The organism is Streptomyces sp. NPDC060184 (assembly GCF_042728795.1).
Taxonomy (GTDB): Bacteria; Actinomycetota; Actinomycetes; order Streptomycetales; family Streptomycetaceae; genus Streptomyces.
Genome location: NZ_JBHWYX010000038.1, coordinates 1 through 15,454 on the forward strand (window position 1 = coordinate 1; position 15,454 = coordinate 15,454).

11 protein-coding genes are annotated in these 15,454 nt (G+C 74.5%); 8 read left to right on the forward strand and 3 right to left on the reverse strand.

The window, feature by feature from the left end; all coding sequences use genetic code 11:
* Positions 1 to 140: 140 nt before the first annotated feature.
* On the reverse strand, positions 141 to 356 hold the full coding sequence (locus tag ACFWEE_RS23765) for a hypothetical protein (RefSeq protein WP_386891920.1): 216 nt from the start codon (positions 354 to 356) through the stop codon (positions 141 to 143).
* Positions 357 to 471: 115 nt separating this feature from the next.
* Between ACFWEE_RS23765 and ACFWEE_RS23770 the strand changes: the two genes are divergently transcribed.
* The 7 genes from ACFWEE_RS23770 to moeZ all read left to right on the forward strand — a co-directional run bounded on the left by ACFWEE_RS23770 (position 472) and on the right by moeZ (position 9,928).
* A complete protein-coding gene (locus tag ACFWEE_RS23770; RefSeq protein ID WP_386891922.1) occupies positions 472 to 1,437 on the forward strand; it encodes an alpha/beta fold hydrolase in 966 nt (321 codons plus the stop codon).
* Between the two features lie 8 nt (positions 1,438 to 1,445).
* Positions 1,446 to 2,942: a DUF3152 domain-containing protein gene (locus ACFWEE_RS23775; RefSeq protein ID WP_386891924.1), complete on the forward strand. Its 1,497-nt coding sequence runs from the start codon at positions 1,446 to 1,448 to the stop codon at positions 2,940 to 2,942.
* A 308-nt stretch (positions 2,943 to 3,250) separates the two neighbouring features.
* Positions 3,251 to 5,215 (forward strand): DUF3492 domain-containing protein, encoded by a 1,965-nt coding sequence (locus tag ACFWEE_RS23780; RefSeq protein ID WP_386891926.1) that lies wholly within the window; start codon positions 3,251 to 3,253, stop codon positions 5,213 to 5,215.
* A complete protein-coding gene (locus tag ACFWEE_RS23785) occupies positions 5,208 to 6,605 on the forward strand; it encodes a hypothetical protein (protein WP_386891927.1) in 1,398 nt (465 codons plus the stop codon). The genes ACFWEE_RS23780 and ACFWEE_RS23785 overlap by 8 nt, the downstream gene beginning before the upstream one ends.
* Positions 6,606 to 6,877: 272 nt before the next feature.
* Positions 6,878 to 7,843, forward strand: a complete 966-nt coding sequence (locus ACFWEE_RS23790; protein WP_328719545.1) for an NAD-dependent epimerase/dehydratase family protein — start codon at positions 6,878 to 6,880, stop codon at positions 7,841 to 7,843.
* Positions 7,831 to 8,664 (forward strand): phage tail protein, encoded by an 834-nt coding sequence (locus ACFWEE_RS23795; protein ID WP_386891929.1) that lies wholly within the window; start codon positions 7,831 to 7,833, stop codon positions 8,662 to 8,664. Before ACFWEE_RS23790 ends, ACFWEE_RS23795 begins: the two co-directional genes overlap by 13 nt.
* Positions 8,665 to 8,749: 85 nt before the next feature.
* Positions 8,750 to 9,928, forward strand: a complete 1,179-nt coding sequence (moeZ, locus tag ACFWEE_RS23800; protein WP_386891931.1) for an adenylyltransferase/sulfurtransferase MoeZ — start codon at positions 8,750 to 8,752, stop codon at positions 9,926 to 9,928.
* Between the two features lie 119 nt (positions 9,929 to 10,047).
* Here moeZ and ACFWEE_RS23805 read toward each other — a convergent pair whose 3' ends face one another.
* Both ACFWEE_RS23805 and ACFWEE_RS23810 read right to left on the reverse strand, forming a co-directional pair.
* Positions 10,048 to 11,640 carry an alpha/beta hydrolase gene (locus tag ACFWEE_RS23805; protein ID WP_386891933.1) on the reverse strand — a complete coding sequence of 531 codons (1,593 nt, stop codon included), beginning with the start codon at positions 11,638 to 11,640 and terminating at the stop codon, positions 10,048 to 10,050.
* 158 nt (positions 11,641 to 11,798) lie between these two features.
* Positions 11,799 to 14,609, reverse strand: a complete 2,811-nt coding sequence (locus tag ACFWEE_RS23810) for a YbhN family protein (RefSeq protein WP_386891935.1) — start codon at positions 14,607 to 14,609, stop codon at positions 11,799 to 11,801.
* A gap of 252 nt (positions 14,610 to 14,861) precedes the next feature.
* Here ACFWEE_RS23810 and ACFWEE_RS23815 point away from each other — a divergent pair, with 252 nt between their 5' ends.
* Positions 14,862 to 15,341, forward strand: a complete 480-nt coding sequence (locus tag ACFWEE_RS23815; RefSeq protein WP_386891937.1) for an MGMT family protein — start codon at positions 14,862 to 14,864, stop codon at positions 15,339 to 15,341.
* Positions 15,342 to 15,454 lie beyond the last annotated feature (113 nt).

A 15,454-nucleotide genomic window follows, 5' to 3' on the forward strand; every position in this document is an offset into this window, starting at 1 on the left:
GCGCCCGCGGGGGGGGGGTTGGGGGGGGGGGGGGGGGGGGGGGGGGGGTGGCTTTGCCCCGCTCGGGGGGCCCCGCCCCGGGCCGGCGGGGCGGGGGGCCCCCGGCGGGGGGGGGGGCCGGTGACGCCGGTGGGGCGCGCTCAGCGGTAGTCGTCCTCGTTCTCGACGACCACCTTGGTCTGCTCCGCGACATCGGCCGCGTCGGCCTCCTCGCCGCCGGCCTCCGTCAGCGGGTCGTCGTCCTCCTGCCGGACCTCCGTCCGCTGCTCCGCGGCGTCCGCGTCGGGGGCCTCCAGCCCCGGCGGGTCCGGCTGCTCGTCCTCGAAGGTCTCCGGGTCGCTCGGGTCGACCGTCATGGTGACTCCCTTCCGTCCCTCATCCGAAAGCCTATGAGCTCGGCTCCTGCCCCGCGATGCGGCCTGTGACCGCGAACACATGAATCAGCGCGTGATCGTCTCGTAACATTGCCGCATGTCTTCGACCGAGCTGCCGGGTGTCCAGGCCGCCGCCGCGGCGGTCGCCCCCACGGTCAGTGCCGTGCACGTCGGGTCCGGGGAGAGTCTGCGCACCGTCCCCCTGGCCGGGCTGAGCCTGACCGTCCGTTCCCGCCCCGGCACGCGCGCCGGGCTCCCTCCGGCGCTGTACGTCCACGGGCTGGGCGGGTCCTCGCAGAACTGGTCCGCCCTGATGCCGCTGCTGGCGGACCTGGTGGACGGCGAGGCGGTCGACCTGCCCGGGTTCGGCGACTCCCCGCCGCCGGACGACGGCGCCTACTCGGTGACCGCGCACGCCCGGGCGGTCATCCGGCTGCTCGACGCGCAGGCGCGCGGCCCGGTCCACCTCGTCGGCAACTCGCTGGGCGGCGCGGTCTCCACCCGGGTCGCGGCCGTCCGCCCCGACCTGGTGCGCACCCTCACCCTGATCTCGCCCGCCCTGCCCGAGATCCGCGTCCAGCGCCCGGCCGTACCGACCGGACTGCTGGCGCTCCCCGGGGTCGCCGCGCTCTTCTCCCGGCTCAGCCGGGGCATGACCGCCGAACAGCGCACCCGCGGGGTCATGGCACTCTGTTACGGCGATCCGTCGCGGATCACCGAGGAGGGGTTCCGCCAGGCGGTGGCCGAGATGGAACGGCGGATGGAACTGCCGTACTTCTGGGACGCGATGGCGCGCTCCGCCCGTGGCATCGTCGACGCGTACACGCTCGGCGGGCAGCAGGGACTGTGGCGCCAGGCCGAGCGGGTGCTCGCGCCGACGCTCCTGGTGTACGGCGGACGGGACAAGCTCGTCTCGTACCGGATGGCGCGCAAGGCCTCCGGGGCGTTCCGCGACTCGCGCCTGCTGTCGCTGCCCGAGGCCGGGCACGTGGCGATGATGGAGTACCCGGAGGCGGTCGCCCAGGCGATCCGGGAATTGGTGGACGACAACGGCGGGAGCTGATCCGGGGCGTGGGACGACACAGCCGAAGGGGCGCCGGGGCCGAAGGCCCGGCGGGCGAAGCCGCACCGGACCGGGCCGGTGCGCCGGGGGCGGGCTCCGGCAGTGGACGCCGCAGGCGGGCGCCCGAACCGGCGCCCTCCGGGCGCGACGGACGGCGACCGCCCGAGGCGCCCGAGGACACCCCGTTCCAGGGCGTCCCGCAGGTTCGCGGCGGCCACCCCGAACAGCGTGAACCCGGCGGCGGCTGGGGCACGGGACCGCAGCCGCGCTACGGCCGCGGCGAGGCCCCGGGGCCCGGACGGCCCGCACAGCCCGTCGGCCCGGCCGGGCAGCAGACACGTTCGGGCGAATTCCCGTCCGCCCGGCCAGGAGTCCCCCGTGCCGGTGACCCGCGTGCCGGTGATCCCCGTGCCGCAGGCCGGCGGCCGGAGGGCGCCGGGGGTGCGGTGGGCGCCCCGGCCGGCCGGTCGGTGTCCCGGCCCGCGCCCGGCGGTACGCCGCTGATACCCGGCCCCCGGCCCGAGTTCGTGGAGGCCTTCGACGCCCCGTCCGCGGGACTTCCGGTGCGGTCCGTCCCCTCGCGGGTGTCCGTACCGGCCGAGGCGCCCGCGGCCGGGGACCGGCGCGACGACGCCGCGGACGGTGGCGCCGGGGACGGTGACGACGGCACGGACGGCACCCCGGGCAGGAGCAACCGGGGCGGCAAGGGACGGACGTTCACCGGTATCGCGGCGGCGGCGGTGACCACCGTGCTGGCCGTGGTCGTGGCCGGGCAGGTGGCCCAGAGCCACGGCGGCGACGGCTCCCCGCAGGCATCCGGCGCCCGGGGAAGCGGTCAGGGAGCCTCGCGCTCCGACGCCCGCCCGACCCCCGGGACGGCCAAGTCCACGCCGCTCAAGGTCATGTCGTACGAGGAGAAGATGGCCACGCCCTATCCGCTCGCCGCCGATCTGGCGGGCGGGGGGAAGTTCGAGGTCGTCCCGGGCGCGGCGAAGGCACCCGGCACCGGGCACACGTACCGCTATCGGATCGACGTGGAGGTGGGACTCGGCCTCGACCAGGGTCTCTTCGCCGAGGCCGTGCAGAAGACCCTCAACGACGACCGCAGTTGGGCGCACCACGGGGACATGACCTTCGAGCGGATCTCCACGGGCACACCCGACTTCGTCATCACCCTGGCCAGCCCCGGCACCACCGGGGTCTGGTGCGCGAAGTCCGGCCTGGACACCACCGAGGACAACGTCTCCTGCGACTCCGCGTCCACCGAGCGCGTCATGATCAACGCCTACCGGTGGGCCCAGGGCTCGGTCACCTTCGGCCCCGACAAGCTCCTGCCCTACCGGCAGATGCTCATCAACCACGAGGTCGGACACCGGCTCGGGCACAACCACGTGAGCTGCCGGACCCCCGGGACGCTCGCGCCCGTGATGCAGCAGCAGACGAAGTCGCTCGACATCGACGGAATCCCGTGCAAGCCCAACCCCTGGGTGTACCCGGTCGGTTGATCCACCCGCCGACCCGCGCTCCGGTCGGCCGACGCTCCGACCGGACGGTCGAACAGGATGCCGTCGACGAGGTGTGCGGCGCCCCCCGGGCCGCGCGCGAGGGGCTTCCGGCGGCCCGGCGGAACGTGTGCGCACAGGCCGTTTCGCGTCGAAACGCGCGGAGACCGGGAAAGTTACGCCGGTTCACCCCTTCTGGTGGCGTGACGGACAACCGTCCGTCGCGCCACCGGCGTATCCGCTTACGGTCGTCCCGACGCTGGTCACCGGCCCAACGGTGGCCGCCCACATGGGAGATCGGGGGTGTACTCGTGCGTATCGGCCTGCTCACCGAAGGCGGTTATCCGTATGCGGACGGTGAGTCCAGACTGTGGTGCGACCGCCTGGTACGTGGTCTGCCCCAGCACGAGTTCGACCTCTACGCGCTCAGCCGCTCCGCCCGCCAGGAGAAGCAGGGGTGGGTGAGGCTGCCTCCCCAGGTGGGGCAGGTGCGGACCGCGCCGCTGTGGACCACGCCGCTCGGCGCGCCGGACGCGAGCGCGCGCCGGGACGAACCGGGCGGCTGCCTCACCCGGCTCGTGACGGGCAGCGGGGGCGCCTACGGCCGCCGCGAGCGCCGGCGCTTCACGGCGCATCTGACGGCGCTCGCCACGGCGGTCAGCGCCGCCGGTGCCGGTGCACCGGCCCTGGCCGGGAGCGACGCACCGGGCGGGGCCGCGCGGGCGGCGGACGGACCGGCCGGACTCTTCGGCGACGCGCTCTACGGACTCGCCGAACTGGCCCGGGAACACGGCGGACTGCCCACCGCGCTCCGCTCCGAGACGGCCCCGCGTGTGCTGGAATCCGCCTGCCGCGCCCGGGGCACCGGCCGGACCGTCCAGCGCGCCACCGTCACCGACCACCTGGCCTTCGCCACCGAACTCGCCCGGCTGCTGCTGCCGCTCTCGCTCGACTGGTACACCACCGAGGCGCTCGGCGGCGTGGACGTCTGCCATGCGGCCTCCGGCGGCACCGCCGCCCTCCCCGGACTGCTGGCCAAACGCTTCTTCGGCGTTCCCCTCCTGGTCACCGAGCACGCTCTGCCGCTCCGCACGCACTACCTCTCCGCCACGGACGCGCCCTTCGGTGCTCCGGTACGCGCCCTGCTCGCCAACTTCCACGCGCTCCTGGCGGCCGAGGTCTACCGGCAGGCCGCCGTCGTCACCCCCGGCAACACCCACGTACGTCGCTGGCAGCAGCGCTGCGGCGCGGACGCCGCGAAGCTGCGCACGGTGTACCCGGGCATGGAGACCGGGCGTTTCCCGCAGGTGGGCGAGGGCGACAGCGCCGGTCCGGACACCCTGGTGTGGGTGGGCCGGGTCGAGCCCGCCAAGGATCTCGTCGCCCTGCTGCACGCCTTCGCCGAGGTGCACCGGGCCGAACCCGGGGCCCGGCTGCGGATCTTCGGCGCCCCCGTCGAGGGCGCCGAAGGCGCCGCGTACCTCGCGCACTGCCGCGCCCTCGCGGAGCTGCTCTTCCCCGGGACCACCACCCGTGCCGAAGCCCAGGACGCGGGCGAGGACGAGAGCGAGGCAGGAGACGCGGGCGCGCGGGGGACGGGGGAGTCCGGAGCCGGAGAGTCCGGGGCCCGGGAACGCCCGGTCTCCTTCGAGGAGATCGGCGGGGCCGCCGGAGCGGACGAACTCGCCGGGGCCTACGCGGCCGGCGGAGTCGTCGTGCTGTCCAGCGTCGTCGAGGGCTTCCCGATCAGCCTGGTGGAAGCGATGTTCTGCGGCCGGGCCACCGTCTCGACGGACGTGGGTGCGGTGGTCGAGGTCATCGGCGGCACCGGACTGGTGGTCCCCCCGCGCGACACCCCGGCGCTCGCGGACGCCTGCCTCGCGCTGCTGCGCGACCCGCAGCGCCGTGCGCGCCTGGGCGAGGCCGCACGGGCGCGCGCCCTCGAACTCTTCACCGTGGAGCAGAACCTCGCCGCCTTCCGCTCGCTCTACCAGGAGCTGGCCACGGGCCACCCGCCGCACCCGACGGGCGCCGCCCAGGCCACCGGCCGCCCGGCGGGGACCGGGAACACGCGGAGCGGCGGAGCACCGGACGCCTCGACGCCCCGCCCCTTCGCGGTCCCGCCCGAGGAGCACGTGCGCCACGGGCGGCCCCGTACCGACCCGGCGGGGCGACGGCCCGTCAGGACGGCCGCCGGGCGGACCCCGGCCTGGGCCGCGGCACCCGAGAAGGTCGGCGCCGCCGCGACGGCCGGAGCGGGGGACGGCGATGCGTGACCCCCTCGACCACCTGTCCGCCTCGGGCAACGAACCGTACGGAGGAACCCTCATGGGCCGCGCGCCCGACGCCCTCGACGTGCCGAACGGTCCCTCGCCCGCGACCGCCGCACCCGCCCCGACGGTCGCCGAACCCGGCCGGGCCGCCGCACCCTCCCCGGCGGGACCCGTCCTCGCCGGACACGTCGCGGAGGAGCGCGCGGAGACGGTGCGCGCGGAGACGGTGCGCGCGGAGGCAGAATCCGTGGCGGCACGACCCGTGGCGACGGAATCCGCGGACGCGGCGGGCACCGTCGCGACCGTGCCCTCTCCGAGGGCCGTCCCCGCGTCGGCCGACCCCGTGCGCGCCCTGCTGCACCGCCACCGCGAGCTCTGCGAGCGCGCCGTCGACCCGTTGGAGATCGCCGCCGGGCTGGAGGCGCACGGGCTCACCGACCGGGCCGCCGCCCGCTACCGCCACCGGGACGTCTTCTCGCTGGCCGAGGAGCTCTACGCCCGGGTTCCCCGGCCCGCCACCGGCCCGGTCCGGGCGGTGGCCGACCGGCGGACCGGTCACGATCCCGGCCACCGCGCCGCCTGGAGCCTGCACGCCCTGCTGCCCGGGGCCGCCTGCCTCACCACCGTGGGGGCGCTCCGGGTGACGGAGGGGGCGCTCGGCACCGGCGCGCGGAACGTCCTGACGGCCGCCGGTGTCCTGCTGGTCTTCCTCGCGCTCCGGTCCGCCCTGGCCACCGGCCCGCTGCACGCCCCGGCGGGCTCGGGCCGGACCGCCCGCTACACCTGCTGGCTCCTCGGCTACGCGGTGTACGGGGAGGAACTGCTCGCCCAGGTCCTCAGCGGTGGCCCCGACGGCCACTGGCCCGGCACCCCGGCCCCGCTCCTCGGCCTCTCCCTCGCCGTGGTCCCGGCCGCCTGGAGCGCCCATCTCTTCGCCGTGCGCGCCCGGCGCAAACTCGGCGGCAGCCGGGCGCTGGAGGAGTTCGGCGCGGGGGTGCGCCCGGTGCTGCTCACGAGCGTCGCGCTCTTCCTCGCCGCCCTCCTGCCGCTCATGCTCCTCGCCGACCTCGGGTACGGCGGACACGGCGTCCCGCTCTCGGCCTACGCCCTCGGGATGCTGCTCTTCCTGGCCCGGCTGGAGACCGCGCACGGCCTCCCGGCCCCCGCCGTCACCGCGCTGGCCGCGGCCTGCGCGGTCGAGGCGGCGGCCCCGCTCCTCGTGCTGAGCGGCCGGCTGCCCGGCCTCGGCCTCCTGGCCCGGCCGGTGGACCTGCTGGTGATGGCGGGCGGCACCGGCGCCGTACCCGCCCTGGCCTGCGGCGGAGCCGCGCTCGGGCTGCTGGCGCACGCCGCCGTCGCGCTCTCCCGCGCCTCCGCCCACCACCGGCACTGACCCGCGCGCATTGACCCGCGCGCCCCGAACGCACACCGAGTACCGCGCGCACCGAACGCGAGGGGTGCCTCCGGACCCGGCCCGGTCCGGCCGACGACCGCACCACCGCGCACGACCGCTCCACCCCCGTACCACCCGTACATCCCACCGCCCGCGGAGCCGATGCCGTGGGCGATCCGTACCGCACACGCCTTTCCCCTCAAGGAGAAACCGGACATGACCCGCCGCCCCGCCGCACCGGCCACGCGCCGCCGACACCCAGGGAGTGCACGATGAGGGTTCTGCTGCTCGGCGCCAACGGATTCCTCGGCCGCTTCGTCGCGGACCGCCTGCTGGCCGACCCGGCCGTCCACCTCACGGCCCTCGGCCGGGGCGACGACGCCGACGTACGGTTCGACCTCGCGGGCGGCAGCCCGGGGGCGCTCACCCGCTTCCTGGACGCCGTCCACCCCGGGGTCGTCGTCAACTGCGCCGGGGCCACCCGGGGCCAGGCCCGCGAACTGACCCGGCACAACACCGTCGCCGTCGCCACCGTCTGCGAGGCACTGCGCCGCAGCGGCTGCGGGGCGCGGCTCGTCCAGGTCGGCTGCGCCTCGGAGTACGGACCCTCGCAGCCCGGGTCCTCCACCGCGGAGGACGCCGTGCCGCGCCCCGGCGGCCCGTACGGCGTCAGCAAGCTCGCCGCCACCGAGCTCGTGCTCGGCTCCGGGCTCGACGCGGTCGTGCTGCGGGTCTTCTCGCCGGTCGGCCCCGGGACCCCGGCCGGTTCCCCGCTCGGCCGGCTCGCCGAAGCCATGCGCCGCGCGATGCAGTCCGGCGACGGCGAGCTGAAGCTCAGCGGGCTCGGCGTCCAGCGCGACTTCGTGGACGTACGGGACGTGGCGCGGGCCGTGCACGCCGCCTCGCTCTCCGCCGCCCAGGGCGTCGTCAACATCGGTACCGGCCGGGCCGTGCGGCTGCGCGACGCCGCCGCCGTGCTCGCCCGGGTCTCCGGGTTCGCCGGTGTCCTCCACGAGTTGGAGGTGCCGCCCGGCCGCCTCCCGATCGGCGCCCAGCGCACCTCCGCCGAATCGGTGATGGAGCACCTCGCGGCCACCCCGTCGCCCTACCCGGACGGCTGTGGTGCCTGGCAGCAGGCCGACGTGCGCACCGCCCGCGACCGACTGGGCTGGCGCCCCCGGATCAACCTGGAGGAGTCCCTTGCCGATATCTGGATGGAGGCGGCGTGCCGCATCTGACCGGCACGGGAACGGCCCGCCGGGCGAGCGGCAATGAGCAGATGGGTTTCGGTGTGCCTGGATACGCTCACCCGTTGCTCGCTCCCACGGAGTGGGCGGAACTCACCCGGCCCGGCACGCCGTTGCACTGGGCGGTCCTCAACATCGCGGACGGGCCGGGCACCCGGCCCGACCCGCACTGCCTGGAAGCGGCGGGAAAGCTGCACAACGCCCGGGAGCGCGCCCTGCAGGGGTGCGCTCCCGGCGCCGCCACCCCGGGCGGGCGGCTGCTCGGACACCTCGATCTGGTCCACGGGGCGCGGCCGTTCGGCGATCTCGTCGTGGACGCCAAGCGGTTCCTGGACTGGTACCGGGTCGGCGGCTTCTACCTCGGCCGCTGCCCCACCGAGCGGGCCGGCCTCCCGGCGGTCCGCCGGCTCACCGCCACCCTGCGCGAACTCGTCGCGCAGAGCGAGGCCGACCGGGGTGCCCCGGCCGGTGACGGCGGGCAGATCGTGCTGGGGCTCGGCACCCATCCGTACCCCGGTTACGCCGAGGCCGCCGACCAACTCGTCACCTTCCAGGGGGCGTGGCCCGACTATCGCTGGTCGCAGGCGGCCCAGTGGACCGCCGAGTACCCGCCCGAGCGGTTCGCGCACTTCGTCCACGGCGTCCCGCGCACCCACCTGGACGAGGCGATGCGCATCGCGCGGTGGCAGGGCGCCGGCACGATCTTCTTCACCGACCGGGACGGACGGAACCGGCAAACCGACCCATTCGCGGCGCTGCCCGGTTACTGGGACGAAATCGTCTCGCGGATCGGACCGGGTATCTCGGAATGAGTGGGGGCGTGGCAGTGTTACCGGGAGAACAACCGTACGTAACTGAAGTACGTAGAAACCGACCACCTGCATTGTTGAGGTTCCTGTGTCGCTGCCACCCTTGGTCGAGCCGGCTGCCGAGCTCACCGTCGATGAGGTCCGCAGGTACTCCCGCCACCTGATCATCCCGGATGTCGGGATGGACGGACAGAAGCGGCTGAAGAACGCGAAGGTGCTCTGTGTCGGCGCCGGCGGCCTCGGCTCGCCCGCCCTGATGTACCTGGCCGCCGCTGGTGTCGGCACGCTCGGCATCGTGGAGTTCGACGAGGTCGACGAGTCGAACCTGCAGCGCCAGATCATCCACAGCCAGGCCGACATCGGCCGCTCCAAGGCCGAATCGGCCAAGGACTCGGTGCTGGGCATCAACCCGTACGTGAACGTGATCCTGCACGAAGAGCGGCTCGAAGCCGAGAACGTGATGGAGATCTTCGCCCAGTACGACCTGATCGTGGACGGCACGGACAACTTCGCCACCCGCTATCTCGTCAACGACGCCGCCGTACTGCTGAACAAGCCGTACATCTGGGGCTCCATCTACCGGTTCGACGGACAGGCCTCCGTCTTCTGGTCCGAGCACGGCCCCTGCTACCGCTGCCTCTACCCGGAGCCGCCCCCGCCGGGCATGGTTCCCTCCTGCGCCGAGGGCGGGGTGCTGGGCGTGCTCTGCGCGTCCGTCGGCTCCATCCAGGTCACCGAGGCCATCAAGCTGCTCGCCGGTGTCGGCGACCCGCTCGTCGGCCGTCTGATGATCTACGACGCGCTGGAGATGCAGTACCGCCAGGTCAAGGTGCGCAAGGACCCCGACTGCGCCGTCTGCGGCGAGAACCCGACCGTCACCGAGCTCATCGACTACGAGGCCTTCTGCGGCGTCGTGTCCGAGGAGGCGCAGGAGGCGGCGCTCGGCTCCACGATCACTCCCAAGCAGCTCAAGGAGTGGATCGACGCCGACGAGAAGATCGAGATCATCGACGTCCGCGAGCCGAACGAGTACGAGATCGTCTCGATCCCGGGCGCCAAGCTGATCCCGAAGAACGAGTTCCTGATGGGCAACGCCCTCCAGGACCTGCCGCAGGACAAGCGCATCGTCCTGCACTGCAAGACCGGTGTCCGCAGCGCCGAGGTCCTCGCGGTCCTCAAGTCGGCGGGCTTCGCCGACGCGGTGCACGTGGGCGGCGGCGTCATCGGCTGGGTCAACCAGATCGAGCCGTCGAAGCCGGTCTACTAGGGCGTCGCCGGACAGGCGGGACTTTCGACACACGCCCTGGACCCGCGCCGTTCTTCGGAGGGCCCCGCCACGGAACGATCGTGGCGGGGCCCTCCGCGTACGGTCGGACGAGTGCCGCGTCAGGACGAGCAGACCGAGCCGTCCGCCGGGACCTTTCCGTCCAGGAAGTAGGCGTCCGTCCTCGCGGTCACGCAGGTGCCGTTGCCGTAGGAGCCGTGGCCCTCGCCCTTGTTGGTGAGCATCACGCCGACGCCCTCGCCGAGTTCGTCCGCCATCCGCTTCGCGCCCTCGTACGGGGTCGCCGGGTCGCCGGTCGTGCCGATCACCAGGATCGGCGCCGCGCCCGGGGCGCTCGCCTCGGGGGTGTCGTGCTCCCCGGCCACCGGCCAGCCGGCGCACCAGCCGGCGGTGTCCCAGGCGAGGAACGGGCCGAAGACCGGTGAGAGCTTCCGGAACCCGGGCAGCAGCGCCCGGGCCTCGTCGGCGGTCGGCCGCGCCGTGCTGTCCGCGCAGGAGATGGCCCGCTGGGACTGCGACTGCGTGTCGTAGTGCCCGTTCTCGTCCCGGCCGTTGTAGGAATCGGCGAGCGCGAGCAGCGTGTTGCCGGTGCCGTTGTTCTCCGCCTCGTCGAGCGCCTGCGTCAGCGCGGGCCAGTTGCCCTGGGAGTAGAGGGGAGCGACGATGCCGGTGACGGCGAGCGACTCGGTGAGCATGCGGCCGGAGTCGGTCGGCAGCGGGTCCTTGTCCAGCTTCGCGAGCAGCCGGGCGATGCGCGCGCTCCCCGCTTCCGGGTCCTCGCCCCGGTCCTTGAGGTAGTCCTCCAGCGCGCGCTGGAAGCCCGTCGCCTGGTTCCGGGCGTGCCCGACCGTGTCCGCCGTGGGGTCCACGACCGCGTCCAGCACCACCCGGCCGACGTTCTCCGGGAAGAGGTGGGCGTACGTGCCGCCCAGCTCGGTGCCGTAGGACATGCCGAAGTAGTACAGCTTCGCGTCGCCGAGGACCTGGCGGATCAGGTCCATGTCGCGGGCGGTGTTGGTGGTCGTCAGGTACGGCAGGACCGTGCCGGAGCCCTTCGCGCAGCCGGCACCCATGTCCGCGCCGTCCTTCAGGAAGGCCGCCTCCTCCGCCGGAGTGTCCGGGGTGATGTCGACGCGTTTCAGGGCCGCTTCGGTGGCGCCGTCGCTCCGGCAGTCCACCCCTTCGCTGGCGGCGACCCCGCGCGGGTCGAAACTCACCAGGTCGTAACGGGAGTTGAGCTTTCCGTACGCGCTCGCCGCCCGGGGCAGGATGCTCACCCCGGAGCCGCCCGGGCCGCCGAAGTTGAAGAGCAGCGAGCCGATCCGCTGTCCTCTGGAGGTCGCCTGACGCTTGATCAGGGCGATGCCGATCGTCTCCCCGTCCGGCTTCCGGTAGTCCAGCGGCACCTGGACGGTGGCGCACCGCCACCGGCTGCCGGGGGCCTCACCGCCCTCGGGCGCCTCGCACTTCCGCCAGTCCGCCTTCTGCGAGGTGAGCGCGGCCGGCAACGCGGTCCCGGCGGGTGCGGGCGTGGCGGTCGCGGAGGCGGCCGGAGCCCCGGCGGTCGCGGTCGCGCTGCCCTTGTCCGAGGGGGCGGCCTCCGTGGAGCCGTCGCAGCCCGCGAGCGCGACCGCGGTGAGCAGCGCCACCCCGCCCAGAGCCGTGACGCGGCGGGCGCGTGGGTGCATGTGCATGGTGTCGTCCTCCCGATGCCCGGAACGGTGGACCGCCCCGGCACGACATGTCAGCCGCCACGGTAGTGGGGCCGCGGACGCCACCCGCCGCCGGGAGCCGCACGCGCACGACTCCGGGCCCGCACGCGCCCGGCTCCCGGCGCCGTACGCGCTCCCGGTTACAGCTGGCCCCGGCGCGTCAGCTGGTTGAAGCAGAGCCAGCCGGGCAGCACCGGCAGCCAGAGCGTCATCACGCGGAACAGCAGCACCGCCGGAGCCGCGACCTCCTTGGGCAGCCCGACCGCGATGAGACCGATCGTCAGCGCACCCTCCACCGCGCCCATGCCGCCCGGGGTGGGCGCCGCCGAACCCAGGGCGTTGCCCGCGAGGAAGACCACCGCGACGCTCGCGTACGACAGCGTGGGCACGTCCGGCCCGCTGAACGCCCGGATCGACGCGTCCAGGCAGAGCACGAAGAGCACCGTCAGCAGCAGCATCCCGCCGATGCCGGTGGCCAGCTTCTGCGGGCGCTGCACCACGTCCAGCATGCGCGGCACGACCCCCGCGAACAGCGACCGCACCCGCGTCACCACGAACTTCCGCAGGAACGGGATGGCCGTCACCACCAGCACCAGCACCGCGACCGTGAGCAGTCCGGCGATGACCGTACGGGACGGGGTCAGCGAGTCCGGCGTCTTCTCCGTACCCGTCAGATACCCGAACAGGGCCAGCAGCAGGATGTGGCAGCCCAGCCCGAACAGCTGCGAGGCACCCACGCTGGCGACCGCGAGACCGGGCCGCACCCCCTGGCGCTGGAGGAAACGGGTGTTCAGCGCCACCCCGCCGACCGCCGCCGGAGCCACGATCTTCACGAACGACCCGGCCACCTGCGCCAGAACCGTGCGCCGGAACGGCACCCGCTCGGGCACGAAGCCCAGCAGGCTCATCGCGGCGGCCACGTAACTCAGCGCCGAGAAGCCCAGGGCCGCCGCCACCCAGCCCCACTCGGCCTGCTCCACGACGGTGCCGAAGTCGGCCTGGGTGATCTGCGAGATCACGAAGTACGCGGCGATGGACCCGGCGATGAAACTCAGCAGGGTCCGCGGCTTGATGCGTTCCAGCCGGACCGGCTCGACCGGGGCCTGCGGGCGGATCAGCAGCACCTGACGGCGGATCTGGGTGAGCAGGTCCTCCTCGCGGGCCTCCTCCCGCGCCTCGTCCAGGGCCCGCTTCTCGGCCTGCTTCTCCGTACGCTGCGACTTCCGTCCGGTCTTCCGCTCCGACTTCCGGTCGCCGGGGGAGACCACCGCGGAGGAGGCGGACTCCGCCCGGTCCCGGCGGGCCGCGTCCGAGGCCTCCAACGCCGCCTCGCGCTCCCGCTGCGCCCGCTCGCGGGCGAGCCTGCGCAGGGTCGCCCGGGTGGATCGGGTCAGCGCGATCGGCTGGAGCAGCGGCAGGCACCCGGCCACCGCGTCCGGCCCGAGCACGGCGAGCGCCCCGGCCACCGCACGCTCGGCCCCGACCCGCAGACCGAGCGTGGTCAGCAGCTGGGCCACGTCCATCCGCAGGATCAGGTCACCGGCCGCGATCTCGCCGCCGCGCAGATCGGTGACGTACACCCGGCCCTCGTCGTCCACCAGGATCGCGTCCCCCGCGAGCCTGCGGTGCGCGATCCGCCGCGACTGGAGCGACCGGACCTGCTCCCAGGCGCCGCGCACCAGCTCGTCGGTGATCTCCGCGTCCTCCAGGGCGTCCAGCGACCTGCCGCCGATGTGCTCGTACACCAGCATCACCGCGTCCGGGCCCAGCTCGGACGTGGCGATCAGCTTCGGCGCGTTCGCCCCCGCCGCGATGGCCGCGTACGCGAGCAGCGCCTCCTGCTCCAGCGCCTGGCGCAGCGACTGGACGGTCCGCCGCTGGGTGATGGAGCGCAGCGTGATCCGCCGCCAGGCCCGATAGAAGAACCCCTGGGCCTGCTGTTCCCGGTCCACCACCGTCACGTCGAGCGCCGGACCGTCCTCCAGGGTGACCCGGTAGCGCCGCCCCCGGTCGTTCTGGTCCCCGTTCTCGGGCGGCTCCTCGGCGCGCAGCGCGGCGACCGGCCGGAAACCGACGTGTCGCAGACCGGCCATCAGGTGCTGGCCGGTCGGCCGGACGTTCGGGGAGCCGACGCCGTAGAGCGTTCCGTACGCCACGGTCCAGCCGATCAGCACGGTGAGGATGATCGAGAACGGGGTGGTGTACCCGCCCACCAGCATGGCGAACGCGTCGAGCAGCAGCACCACCCAGAGCACGACCCGCCAGCGCGGGCGCCGCGCCATGCCCACCGCCGTCATGTACGCGATGACGGGTGCGAGGTAGCCGTGCACCGGGTCGGTCAGCGCGTGACCGGGCTGCTGCTGGGTCAGCGCGTCCTGGATCGAGCCGGGGGCGGACCGGGAGACCCAGAGATCGGTGGCGAGTGTCACCCCGTGCGCGAGCACGGCGGCGAGCACCCCGTCCGCGATGCGCAGCCCGTCGCGTTTGATCAGCCGCTCGATGGCGAAGGCGACCGGGACGAGCAGCACCGCGATGCTCGACACCAGCCCGGCGATCTTGATCAGGAGGTCGGGCGCCTGCTCGGTGCCCCGGGAGATGTCGTCCTCCAGGCCCGTCGTGGTGCCCTGGGCGAAGGCGGCGACGGCCAGCAGCACCGCGACGGCGAGCACGCCGACGAGCAGCCGCAGCAGGTCGGACGGGCGGTGCACCCGGGCGGCCAGCAGCGGCTCGTCGCCCGAGACGCGCTCGGCGGGACCGTCGCCGGTGCCCGCGCGGGTCGAGCCGGCCGGACGCGGGGGGCCGTCGGGCGCTCCACCGGGTGCGCCGGACGCTGCGCCGGTGGCCGCGGCCTTCTCCGCACGGGTGGGGTCACCGGTGGGGTCCGGCGTGGAGCCGGAGCCGCCTGGCTGCGAGTCGGCATCGGAGGCGTCCGCCGCCCGGGATGGCTGCACGCCCTGCTCCTTCGTCGCATCTGGTCGATCTTCGTGTTCTCGTATCACCGGTCACCGCCCGCACGATGGTGGCACGGCGGGAGGACACGCGGAGCCATCAGGGTGCACTGCCCGTACGCGCGAGGGGGAGGATTCGCCCCATTGCCCGGGCGCGCGTTCCCGGCCGGCGCGGTCCGCGCGCTCCCTCCCGGGACTTCCGGAAATGTCCGTACGGGCGCCCCGATGTCGGTGGCCTACGGCAAGATGGGACGGATGAGAAAGGACCGGACGCCCCGGCACGGCGGTACGGACGACGGCGCCCCGCCCGGGCGGTCGGCGGACGGCGGGACCTTCGACGCCCCGGCCGCCCAGGCCCACGCCGAGCTCCCGGAGTACGCCGAGCGGGTCCTCGACGTCGCCGACCTGATCCCGCCCGGCCACGTCATGACCTACGGCGACGTCGCCGAGTGGCTGGGCGACGGCGGACCGCGCCAGGTCGGCCGGGCGATGGCGCTCTACGGTTCCGCGGTGCCCTGGTGGCGCGTCGTACGGTCGGACGGCACCCTCCTGCCCGGCCACGAACTGCGCGCGCTGGCCCACTACCGCGACGAGGGCACGCCGCTGCGCGGTGCCGCCCGGTCGGCGGAGGGGCATCTGCCCCGCATCGACATGCGGCGCGCACGGTGGGACGGCGGGACCGGGGCATCCGGCGGATCCGCCGGACCGGACAGGGGCGAGGAAGCTCACACCTGACAGCTTCGGCCATCGGAGCCCGGCAGTCGCCCTCCTCCGGTCCCGTATCCCGCGCGTCGCCGGACGGGCCCGGCGGGGCCGGGGACACCCCGGGCCCGCCGGGGCGCACCGTC

Coding starts and splice junctions, on each gene's coding strand:
- ACFWEE_RS23765 (WP_386891920.1), bottom strand. CDS start 356: ATGACGGTCGACCCGAGCGACCCGGAGACCTTCGAGGACGAGCAGCCG.
- ACFWEE_RS23770 (WP_386891922.1), top strand. CDS start 472: ATGTCTTCGACCGAGCTGCCGGGTGTCCAGGCCGCCGCCGCGGCGGTC.
- ACFWEE_RS23785 (WP_386891927.1), top strand. CDS start 5,208: ATGCGTGACCCCCTCGACCACCTGTCCGCCTCGGGCAACGAACCGTAC.
- ACFWEE_RS23790 (WP_328719545.1), top strand. CDS start 6,878: ATGAGGGTTCTGCTGCTCGGCGCCAACGGATTCCTCGGCCGCTTCGTC.
- ACFWEE_RS23805 (WP_386891933.1), bottom strand. CDS start 11,640: ATGCACATGCACCCACGCGCCCGCCGCGTCACGGCTCTGGGCGGGGTG.
- ACFWEE_RS23815 (WP_386891937.1), top strand. CDS start 14,862: ATGAGAAAGGACCGGACGCCCCGGCACGGCGGTACGGACGACGGCGCC.